At 69.9% G+C, this 10,325-nt stretch carries 11 protein-coding genes and 1 pseudogene; all 12 read left to right on the forward strand.

Annotated elements, in window-relative coordinates; all coding sequences use genetic code 11:
* The first annotated feature begins 114 nt into the window (after nucleotides 1-114).
* Entirely contained in the window at nucleotides 115-744 is a 630-nt protein-coding gene (gene rpsD / locus ACO1X9_RS15965; RefSeq protein ID WP_486351840.1) for a 30S ribosomal protein S4, read from the forward strand.
* A gap of 79 nt (nucleotides 745-823) precedes the next feature.
* Nucleotides 824-1,015, forward strand: a complete 192-nt coding sequence (locus tag ACO1X9_RS15970) for a hypothetical protein (protein ID WP_486351841.1) — start codon at nucleotides 824-826, stop codon at nucleotides 1,013-1,015.
* A 75-nt stretch (nucleotides 1,016-1,090) separates the two neighbouring features.
* A complete protein-coding gene (alaS, locus tag ACO1X9_RS15975) occupies nucleotides 1,091-3,751 on the forward strand; it encodes an alanine--tRNA ligase (protein WP_486351842.1) in 2,661 nt (886 codons plus the stop codon).
* Between the two features lie 18 nt (nucleotides 3,752-3,769).
* Nucleotides 3,770-4,231: a Holliday junction resolvase RuvX gene (gene ruvX, locus ACO1X9_RS15980; RefSeq protein ID WP_486351843.1), complete on the forward strand. Its 462-nt coding sequence runs from the start codon at nucleotides 3,770-3,772 to the stop codon at nucleotides 4,229-4,231.
* Nucleotide 4,232: 1 nt separating this feature from the next.
* Entirely contained in the window at nucleotides 4,233-5,615 is a 1,383-nt protein-coding gene (gene mltG, locus ACO1X9_RS15985) for an endolytic transglycosylase MltG (RefSeq protein ID WP_486351844.1), read from the forward strand.
* Entirely contained in the window at nucleotides 5,612-6,469 is an 858-nt protein-coding gene (locus tag ACO1X9_RS15990; protein ID WP_486351845.1) for a shikimate dehydrogenase, read from the forward strand. Before mltG ends, ACO1X9_RS15990 begins: the two co-directional genes overlap by 4 nt.
* 31 nt (nucleotides 6,470-6,500) lie before the next feature.
* Nucleotides 6,501-7,706 carry a chorismate synthase gene (gene aroC, locus ACO1X9_RS15995; RefSeq protein WP_486351846.1) on the forward strand — a complete coding sequence of 402 codons (1,206 nt, stop codon included), beginning with the start codon at nucleotides 6,501-6,503 and terminating at the stop codon, nucleotides 7,704-7,706.
* Between the two features lie 7 nt (nucleotides 7,707-7,713).
* Nucleotides 7,714-8,208 carry a shikimate kinase gene (locus ACO1X9_RS16000; protein WP_486351847.1) on the forward strand — a complete coding sequence of 165 codons (495 nt, stop codon included), beginning with the start codon at nucleotides 7,714-7,716 and terminating at the stop codon, nucleotides 8,206-8,208.
* Nucleotides 8,196-9,278, forward strand: coding sequence for a 3-dehydroquinate synthase (aroB, locus tag ACO1X9_RS16005; protein WP_486351848.1), 1,083 nt, complete (start codon nucleotides 8,196-8,198; stop codon nucleotides 9,276-9,278). The genes ACO1X9_RS16000 and aroB overlap by 13 nt, the downstream gene beginning before the upstream one ends.
* Before the next feature lie 4 nt (nucleotides 9,279-9,282).
* Entirely contained in the window at nucleotides 9,283-9,672 is a 390-nt protein-coding gene (locus ACO1X9_RS16010) for a DUF4870 domain-containing protein (protein ID WP_486351849.1), read from the forward strand.
* A complete protein-coding gene (locus tag ACO1X9_RS16015) occupies nucleotides 9,672-10,106 on the forward strand; it encodes a type II 3-dehydroquinate dehydratase (protein ID WP_486351850.1) in 435 nt (144 codons plus the stop codon). The genes ACO1X9_RS16010 and ACO1X9_RS16015 overlap by 1 nt, the downstream gene beginning before the upstream one ends.
* 106 nt (nucleotides 10,107-10,212) lie before the next feature.
* Nucleotides 10,213-10,325 (forward strand): annotated as a pseudogene (locus ACO1X9_RS16020) (elongation factor P); the annotation flags it as partial.

Raw genomic sequence — 10,325 nt, forward strand, 5'->3', positions numbered from 1 at the left:
ACATCCCCTTCGTATCACTCCGGCGGCGTCGACGTGCCTCCGACTCAGGGTGGGACGGGGTGTGTACGTCTGTGAGTCGCGAAAGACGCGGCCACGTGGTTGGAAGGCTTCATCTTGGTCACCAAGTCCCAGGACCGCCGTAAGGTCCGTCTCTCCCGCGCGCTCGGCATCCCGCTGACGCCCAAGGCCGCGAAGTACCTCGAGAAGCGTCCGTACGCTCCGGGTGAGCACGGTCGCACGAAGCGCAAGGCCGACAGCGACTACGCCGTCCGTCTCCGCGAGAAGCAGCGTCTGCGCGAGCAGTACGGCATCCGCGAGAAGCAGCTCCGTATCGTCTTCAACGAGGCCCGCCGCACTCAGGGTCTGACGGGTGAGAACCTCGTCGAGCTGCTCGAGATGCGTCTCGACGCGCTCGTGCTGCGTTCGGCGTTCGCCCGCACCACGGCGCAGGCGCGCCAGATGGTCGTGCACCGCCACATCCTCGTCGACGGCCAGATCGTCGACCGCCCGTCGTTCCGCGTGAAGCCGGGCCAGGTCATCCACGTCAAGGAGCGCTCGGAGGGCACCGAGCCCTTCCAGGTCGCGGCCGCCGGCGGACACGTCGACGTGCTGCCCAAGACCCCGGCCTACCTCGAGGTCGAGCTCGACAAGCTGCAGGCGCGCCTCGTGCGCCGCCCGAAGCGTGCCGAGGTTCCGGTCACGGCCGAGGTCCAGCTCGTCGTCGAGTACTACGCGGCCCGCTAACGTCCCACACTCAGACACGGGGAAGTCGTCAGTCCTAGACTGAAGGCTTCCCCGTCGTCGTCCCCTGAGAGGAACCCCCATGAAGGGTCTGCTGCTGCTCACCGTCGGCGTCGCCGCCGGCTTCGTCATCGCCCACCAGGTCGCGAAGACGCCGGAGGGACAGAAGTTCTTCTCCGATGTCGACCAGAAGGCTCGCGAGTTCGGCGACGCGGTCGTCACGGGCTACAAGAGCCGCGAAGCCGAGCTCAAGAGCACCCTCGGCAACCTCTAGGGCTGATCGCGCCCGGTCGACTCGCGTCGGCCAGCGGTCCGCCACGCCCTTTCACTCCGAACCAGGAAGCAATCCGTGCAGACCGCCGACATCCAACGCCGCTGGCTCACCTACTTCGGGGAGCGCGGCCACACCGTGGTGCCCTCCGCGTCTCTCGTCAGCGACGACCCGAGCCTGCTGTTCACCGTCGCCGGCATGGTGCCGTTCATCCCGTATCTCACGGGGGTCGTGCCCGCGCCGTACCCGCGCGCGACGAGCGTGCAGAAGTGCATCCGCACGAACGACATCGAAGAGGTCGGCAAGACGCCTCGGCACGGCACGTTCTTCCAGATGAACGGCAACTTCTCGTTCGGCGACTACTTCAAGGAAGGCGCGATCGGCTACGCCTGGGAGCTCCTCACGACGCCGGAGAGCGCCGGAGGACTCGGCTTCGACGAGAAGGACCTCTGGGTCACCGTCTACGAGGAGGACGACGAGGCGCGGAAGCTGTGGAAGTCGGTGGCGGGCCTGAAGGACGACCGCATCCAGAACCTCGGCAAGGACTCGAACTACTGGTCGACGGGGCAGCCGGGGCCTGCCGGCCCGTGCTCGGAGATCTTCTTCGACCGCGGCCCGTCCTACGGTGCCGACGGCGGCCCGGCGACGGATGACGACCGCTACGTCGAGATCTGGAACCTCGTCTTCATGCAGTACGCGATCCAGAACGTGCGCAGCAAGGTCGACTTCGACATCGTCGGCGAGCTGCCGAAGAAGAACATCGATACCGGCATGGGCATGGAGCGCGTCGCCTTCATCAAGCAGGGCGTCGACAACATGTACGAGATCGACCAGGTGCGGCCGGTGCTCGACCGGGCCGTCGAACTCTCCGGCAAGAAGTACGGCGCCGACCACGGCGACGACGTGCGGTTCCGCGTCATCGCCGATCACGTGCGCTCGTCCCTGATGCTGATGACGGACGGTGTGACGCCGGGCAACGAGGGACGCGGCTACATCCTGCGTCGCCTCCTGCGCCGCGCGATCCGCTCGATGCGCCTGCTCGGCGTCGACGCGCCGTCGTTCGCAGAGCTCTTCGACGCGAGCCGCCACGCGATGCGCGACGCCTACCCCGAGGTCGAGGAGAACTGGGATCGCACGTCGCGCCTCGCGCTCGGCGAGGAGGAGACCTTCCTCTCGACCCTCGCGAGCGGCACGACGATCCTCGACGTCGCCGTCGCGGACGCGAAGAAGGCGGGTTCGTCGACCCTGCCGGGCGACACGACGTTCCTCCTGCACGACACCTTCGGCTTCCCGGTCGACCTGACGCTCGAGATCGCGGAAGAGGCGGGCCTCACGGTCGACCGCGACGCGTTCGACAAGCTCATGACCGAGCAGCGCACGCGCGCGAAGGCCGATGCGAAGGCCAAGAAGGGCGCGATCGCCGACCTCGCGGTGTACTCCGACCTGCGGGCGAAGGGCGAGACGGTGTTCACCGGCTACGACGCGCTCCAGACCGAGACGACGGTGCTCGGCATCCTGGTCGACGGCCAGCCGGTAGCGTCGGCGACCGTCGGGGAGGTCGCGGAGGTCATCCTCGCCGAGTCGTCGCTCTATGCGGAGTCGGGTGGTCAGGCGGCCGATCAGGGGGCGATCGTCGGCGACGGCTTCGATCTCGAGGTGCTCGACGTGCAGCGGCCCGTGAAGGGGCTCATCAGCCACACCGTGCAGGTGCGTTCGGGCGAGGTGGCGGTGGATGCTGCGGCCACGACCGTCGTCGATCCGGTGTACCGTCACGCGGCGGCGCAGGCGCACTCCGCGACGCACCTCGTGCATGCCGCGCTGCGGCAGACCCTCGGCTCCGAGGCGCACCAGTCGGGATCATTCAACAAGGCCGGCTACATGAGGCTCGACTTCTCGTGGAACCAGGCGCTCAGCCCGGAGACGCGCAGCGAGATCGAGGACATCGCGAACGGCGCCGTGCGCGACAACCTCGTGACGACGACGCGCATCCTGTCGCTCGACGAGGCGAAGGCCGCGGGTGCGATGGCGCTCTTCGGCGAGAAGTACGGCGACACCGTGCGGATGGTCGACATCGGCGACGGCGGCTGGTCGCGCGAGCTGTGCGCGGGCATCCACGTGCGCTCCTCGGCGGAGGTCGGGCTCGTCAACCTCGTCAGCGAGTCGAGCGTCGGATCGACCAACCGCCGCGTCGAGGCGCTCGTCGGGCTCGACGCGTTCAAAGACCTGGCGGCGGAGCGCGCGATCGTCGGCCAGCTCACGTCGTCGCTCAAGACGCCGCGTGAGCAGCTTCCCGAGCGCATCCAGAGCCTCGTCGAGCAGCTCAAAGCGGCGGAGAAGAAGATCGCGGCGTTCGAGGCGCAGAAGCTCTCGGGCCGCGTCCCCGCGCTCGTCGAGAATGCGACGCGTCTCGGTGCCTTCCTCGCCGTCGTGGAAGACCTCGGGGAGCTCGCGTCGGCCGACGAGCTGCGCTCGCTCGCCACGACCGTGCGCGAGCGACTCGGCGCCGACTCCGCCGTCGTGGCACTCGCGGCGCGCGTCGGCGACAAGCCCGCGGTCATCGTCGCCACGAACCAGGCGGCTCGGGATGCCGGCGCCAAGGCGGGCGTGCTCGCCAAGCAGGCGGCGGCGACCCTGGGCGGCGGAGGCGGCGGCAAGGACGACCTCGCCCAAGGCGGCGGCACCGATGCCTCGGCGATCGGCGCGGCGCTCGACGGCATCCGCGCGGCGCTGCCGCTGTGATCGAGAATCGGCGCTGACGTGCGGGCGGGCGTACGCCTCGGCGTCGACGTCGGAAAGGCGCGCGTCGGGATCGCGTCGTGCGATCGCGAGGGGCTGCTCGCGACGCCCGTCGCCACCCTCGCGCGCGCGGACGCCGACCCGCGGAGCTTCCGGCTGCTCGTCGAGGAGCACGGCGCCGTCGAGATCGTCGTCGGACTCCCGCTCTCGCTGAGCGGCGGCGACACGGCCTCGACGACGGACGCCCGCGAGCTCGCGGCGTCGATCGCGGCCTGGGTCGACATCCCGGTGCGGCTCGTCGACGAGCGGCTCTCGACCGTCTCAGCGCAGCGCGCGCTACACGCCGCGGGGAGACGCACCAAGGGTTCGCGTCCCGTGATCGACCAAGTCGCCGCTGTTATCATCCTGCAGAACGCCCTCGACCTCGAGCGCTCGTCGGGCCGCCCGCCCGGGGTGCAGGTCGACCCCGACGAGGAGAGCTGACGTGGCTGACGAACCGAGCTGGGACGACATCTTCCGTCCCGCCGGGGGAGAACCGGTGCGACCTGAACGGCCCGCGCAGTCTCCCGAGCCGGGCACCGGTGCCTACCCCGGCGTGCGGTCGTCCGACCCGTTCGCCGTCGCCGCCGCCGAAGCGACCGCGCAGACCCGGGTGCCGTCGAGCGACGCGTCGGGCGAGGCGCTCACCCGACGTCAGCTGCGCGAGCAGGAGGATCAGGCGAGCTCTCGTCGTGGCTCGCGTTCCGGCGGCGGGTCCGTCGAGGCGAAGCCGAAGAAGAAGCGTCGCGCCCTCGTGGCCGTTCTCACGATCGTCGCCGTGCTCCTCGCGGGCGGCGGCGGCGCCGCGGCGTTCGTCTGGCTCAACTATGAAGACCAGGTGCGCGAGTACCTCGGCTGGGAGCTGCCCAACGACTACACGAGCACGGGCAACGGCGAAGAGGTCATCGTCACGATCTCCCAGAACGATTTCGGCGACGACGTCGCTCGGAAACTGCACGACGAGGGCGTGACGTTGTCGTTCGACGCCGTGTGGGACTACCTCCTGGCGCGCGAGGCCGACGGCGATCCCGTCGTGTTCTTCCCCGGCAGCTTCCGCCTCGAGGGCGAGATGAGCGCCGAGTCGGCCGTCGCGGCCGTTACCGACCCCGCCAACCAGCTCGTCAACCAGGTGCTCATCACCGAGGGTCAGAGCTACGAGGCCGCTCTCGAGCAGATCGCCCTCGCGACCGAGATCCCGCTCGAAGAACTGCAGGCCGAGGCCGCCGACTACACGCAGTTCGGCATCCCGGCGGAGTCGCCCAATATCGAGGGCTGGATGTTCCCGGCGACCTACCAGTTCGACCCGGGTATCACGGCGGTCGAGGCGATTCAGGTGACGGTCGACCGGATGATCGAGGTGCTCGACGCGAACGGCGTCGCACCCGAGAACCGGTTGGACATTCTGAAGATGGCCGCCCTCGTGCAGCGCGAGTCGGGGCCGAACGTCGAGGACATGTACAAGATCGCGCGGGTGTTCACCAACCGCATCGAGCAGGGGATGCTGCTCGAATCCGACGCGACCGTCGCCTACGGCACCGGCAACACACACACGGTGTGGACGACGGAGGAGGAGCGGCAGAACCCCGACAACCTGTACAGCACCTACTTCCACCCCGGCCTGCCGTACGGTCCGATCGGACTGCCCGGCGAGGAGGCGATCAAGGCCGCGATCGCTCCCGTCGAAGGACCGTGGCTGTTCTTCGTGCCGATCAACCTGCAGACGGGTGAGACGGTGTTCTCTGAGACGGCGTCGGAGCATGAGGCGGCGGCGCAGCGCCTGTACGCGTGGTGCCGGGAGAGCGACGAGAACGCGTCGTACTGCGCGTGAGCCCTGCCGACCGGGGCGCCCGTCGCCTCGCGGTGCTGGGCTCGCCCATCGACCACTCGCGCTCCCCGCAGCTGCACGCGGCCGCCTACGCCGTGCTCGGGTTGCCGTGGGACTACTCGCGGGCCGAAGTGCGCTCCGGCACCCTGCCGGCGTTCGTCGAGGGTCTCAGCTCGGAGTGGCGTGGGCTGTCGCTCACGATGCCGCTCAAGCGCGAGGTGCTGCCGCTGCTCGTCGACCGCACCGAGGCGGTCGAGATCTCCGGCGCGGCGAACACGGTGCTGCTCGCCTCTGAGGGGCCACGTGGGTTCAACACCGACATCGCGGGCATCGTCGGAGCACTCCACGATCACGGCGTGACCGATGTCGACACCGCGCATGTCATCGGTACCGGCAACACGGCCGCCTCCGCGTTCCTCGCCGCCTCTCGCCTGGGTGCGTCGCGCATCCTCGTCTCGGGCCGCAGCCTCGACGGGATCACGGCGCTCGAGCGGCTCGGCGACCGGCTCGGCGTTCACACCGAATGGCGGCTCTACGGGGCCGACGTCCCCGTGCGCGCCGACCTGGTCATCAACACCCTCCCGGGCGACGCCGATCCCGACGACGTCCCCGAGGCCGATCTCGGGGGTGCGCTCATGGAGGTGCCGTACGACCCGTGGCCGACGCCGCGGGCGGCGCGGTGGGCCGCCCGCGAGGCGCTCGTCGTCAACGGCCTCGAGATGCTGCTGCATCAGGCGATCGAGCAGGTGCGGATCTTCGTGACCGGCGAGGAGGGCGGTGCTCTCGACGACGAAGAGGATGTCGTCGCCGCGATGCGCCGGGCGGCCGGGCTGCCTGAGCCGTCGCCCCGGAACTGAAACGCTCCGCCGACCTGGAAAGATGGTCACCATGCTGCGTTGGTTGACCGCCGGGGAATCACACGGGCCCGAACTCGTGGCGATCCTCGAGGGGATGCCCGCGGGCGTTCCGATCTCGCGGGAGCAGATCCAAGACGACCTGCAGCGCCGCAAGCTCGGGTACGGCCGCGGCGCCCGGATGAAGTTCGAGGAGGACGCCCTCGACATCTCGGGTGGCATCCGGTTCGGCCTCACGATGGGTGGACCCGTGGCGCTGCGCGTCGGGAACACCGAGTGGCCGCGCTGGGTCGACGTCATGAGCGCATCGCCGGTCGACCCCGAGACGCTGCCGAAGGGTCGCGGTGCGGCCCTCACGCGTCCCCGGCCGGGCCATGCCGACCTCGTCGGCATGCAGAAGTACGACTTCCCGGAGTCGCGCAACGTGCTCGAGCGCGCGTCCGCCCGTGAGACGGCGGCCCGGGTCGCGCTCGGCGCGGTCGCGCGGGCGTTCCTCGGCGAGCTCGGCATCCGGCTCGTCGCCCACACGCTCTCGATCGCCGAGGTGCACGCGCCCGAGGGCGCTGCGCTTCCCGGACCCGACGATGTCGCGACGCTCGACGCCGATCCGCTGCGTTGCTTCGACGCGGAGACCTCCGCCGCGATGGTCGCCCGGGTCGACCGTGCTCACGACGACGGCGACACCCTCGGCGGGGTCGTCGAGGTGCTCGCCTACGGCGTGCCGCCGGGGCTCGGCTCCTACGTGCACTGGGATCGCCGGCTCGACGGGCAGCTCGCGGGCGCGCTCATGAGCATCCAGGCGATCAAGGGGGTCGAGGTCGGCGACGGCTTCACGACGACGACGCGCCCCGGCTCGGTGGCGCACGACGAGCTCGTCATCGGGGCCGACGGCATCACGCGGCTCTCCGACCGCGCGGGCGGTATCGAGGGCGGGATGTCGACGGGCACGCTGCTGCGCGTGCGCGCCGGCATGAAGCCCATCGCGACGGTGCCGCACGCGCTGCGCACGGTCGACGTCGCGACCGGCGAGGCCGCGGCGGCGCACCATCAGCGTTCCGACGTCTGCGCCGTGCCCGCGGCGGGTGTCGTCGCGGAGGCGATGGTCGCGCTCGTGCTCGCGAACTCCGTGCTGGAGAAGTTCGGCGGAGATTCGGTGGGCGAGACGCGACGCAACCTCGAGGCCTACCTCGCCGCGATCCCCGAGACGCTGCGCACGGCGCCGTCGTCAGCACCCGAATGAGCATCGCGTGAGTCCGCGCGCGGTCTTCGTCGGCCCGATGGCGTCCGGCAAGACGAAAGTCGGCAAACGTGTCGCCCGGTACCTCGGTGTCGGGTTCCTCGACACCGACCAGGTGATCGTGGCTCGGCACGGCGCCATCGCCGACATCTTCCGCGACCAGGGCGAGCCCGCGTTCCGCGCGATCGAGCGCGACACCGTCACCGAGGCGCTGCGGTCCGACGGGATCGTGTCACTCGGCGGGGGAGCGGTGCTCGACGCCGACACGCAGGCCGACCTGCGCGAGCAGACCGTCGTCTTCCTGCACGCACCCGCCTACGTCGTCGCGGGTCGGCTCTCGCTCGAGGCCGGCAAGCGACCGCTCGTCGCGAACGGCATCGCCGACTGGGAGCGCATCTTCGCCGAGCGGCGGCCGATCTACGCCTCGCTCGCCGACCACACCGTCGACACCTCGACGGGCCGCTTCGATGACATCGCCCGGGGGATCGCCGCATGGCTGACGTGACCACCATCACCGTGGCCGGCACGCCCGGCTACGACGTGCTCGTGGGCCGCGGGTTGCTCGATCGGCTCCCCGCGGTGCTCGGCCCGAAGGCGGCGAAGCTGCTCGTCGTGCACGCGCCGCCGCTCGCCGCGCGCGCCGAGGCCCTCCGAGAGGAGCTCTCGGGCCGCTACGAGGTCTACCTCGCGGAGGTGCCGGATGCCGAGGGCGCGAAACGCGTCGAGGTCGCGGCATTCTGCTGGGGCGTCATGGGACAGACCGACTTCACCCGTACCGACGCCGTCCTCGGGCTCGGCGGGGGAGCGACGACCGACCTCGCCGGATTCGTCGCGGCGACCTGGCTGCGCGGCGTCGACGTCGTGCAGGTTCCGACCACCGTGCTCGGCATGGTGGATGCCGCGGTCGGAGGCAAGACCGGCATCAACACCGCGGAGGGCAAGAACCTCGTCGGTGCGTTCCATGCGCCGCGCGCCGTGCTGTGCGACCTGGAGCTGCTCGACGACCTGCCGAAGAACGAGATCCTCGCGGGCTTCGCCGAGATCGTGAAGGCGGGTTTCATCGCGGAGCCCGAGATCCTCGACGTCATCGAAGCGGATGTCGACGCCGTGACCGACCCGCGCACGCCGCAGTTCCGCCGCGTCGTCGAGCTCGCGATCGGCGTCAAGGCGCGAGTCGTCGGCGAGGACTTCACCGAGCAGGGGCTGCGGGAGATCCTCAACTACGGCCACACGCTCGGTCACGCGATCGAGCACGCCGAGCGCTACCAGTGGCGGCACGGCGCGGCCGTCGCGATCGGCATGGTCTTCGCTGCGGAGCTGTCGCGGCTCACCCGCAACCTCTCCGACGCCGACGTCGACCGGCACCGCCGCATCCTGTCGTCGCTGTCGTTGCCGACCAGCTACCCGCTCGCGCGGTGGCAGACCCTGCTCGCGACTATGCGCCGCGACAAGAAGGCGCGCGCCGGGATGCTGCGCTTCATCGTGCTCGACGGGGTCGGACGCGCGACGACACTCGACGGCCCCGACGACTCGCTGCTGTTCCTCGCCTACCAGAACGTCGCTGAGGGAGAATGAACCCATGACCACGCCTCAGCCCGTCAACGGCTCGCCCGCCTCCGGAGACGACCGCACCCTCGCCGTCCTCGCCCACCTCTCGCCGATCATCGCCCTCGTGCTGACCGCGGGGTGGCTGAGCTGGGTCGGCCCGCTGCTCGTCTGGCTCATCTGGCGCGAGCGCGGAGGACTCGTCCGTACGGCTGCGGCGACCTCGTTCAACTTCAACATCACGATCTGGGTCGCGATCGTCGTCGGCTGGATCTGCATCTTCACGGTGATCCTGATCCCGGTGGGCATCCTGCTCTTCCTCGTGCCCGGCATCCTGCAGCTCATCTTCTCGATCCTCGGCGCCGTGCGGGCATCGCGCGGCGAGGCGTTCAAGTACCCGCTGCAGATCCCGATCCTGCACTGATGTCGCGCGTACTGGTTCTCAACGGCCCCAACCTCGGTCGCCTCGGCAGCCGCGAACCCGACGTCTACGGGGCTCAGGATCTCTCGGCCCTCCGCGTGCTGCTCGCCGGGCAAGCGGGCGACACGGTCGAGATCGACCTGCGCCAGACCGATGACGAGGCGGAGATGATCGGCTGGATGCACGAGGCGGTCGACACCGAAACGCCCGTGATCGTCAACCCCGGCGCCTTCACGCACTACAGCTACGCACTCTCGGATGCGGCCCGGATGGTGACCTCGGCAGGCATCCCGCTCGTCGAAGTGCACATCTCGAACCCGCACGCACGTGAGGTCTTCCGGCACACCAGCGTCATCTCGAGTGTGGCGACGGGAGTCATCGCCGGATTCGGGTTCGACTCGTACGTACTCGCGCTGCGCGCCGTCCGCGGTTCCTGAGCGCTCTCTGGAGTTCGGGTGCTCCACGGGATGCCTCCTGACGGCGTTCGTTCACGCTACTAGCCCGGAACCGCCGGGGGGCGTGCGGGGGCTAAGCTCGTCCCTCGTGGCTACCACCAACGACATCAAGAACGGCAGCGTTCTCAGCATCGACGGCCAACTCTGGAACGTCATCGAGTTCCAGCACGTCAAGCCGGGCAAGGGCGGCGCCTTCGTGCG

It is taken from the genome of Pseudolysinimonas sp., assembly GCF_057350545.1.

Excerpts from the sequence above, each read along its gene's own strand:
- ACO1X9_RS15970 (WP_486351841.1), top strand. The coding sequence starts at position 824 with ATGAAGGGTCTGCTGCTGCTCACCGTCGGCGTCGCCGCCGGCTTCGTC.
- aroC (WP_486351846.1), top strand. The coding sequence starts at position 6,501 with ATGCTGCGTTGGTTGACCGCCGGGGAATCACACGGGCCCGAACTCGTG.
- aroB (WP_486351848.1), top strand. The coding sequence starts at position 8,196 with ATGGCTGACGTGACCACCATCACCGTGGCCGGCACGCCCGGCTACGAC.
- ACO1X9_RS16010 (WP_486351849.1), top strand. The coding sequence starts at position 9,283 with ATGACCACGCCTCAGCCCGTCAACGGCTCGCCCGCCTCCGGAGACGAC.
- ACO1X9_RS16015 (WP_486351850.1), top strand. The coding sequence starts at position 9,672 with ATGTCGCGCGTACTGGTTCTCAACGGCCCCAACCTCGGTCGCCTCGGC.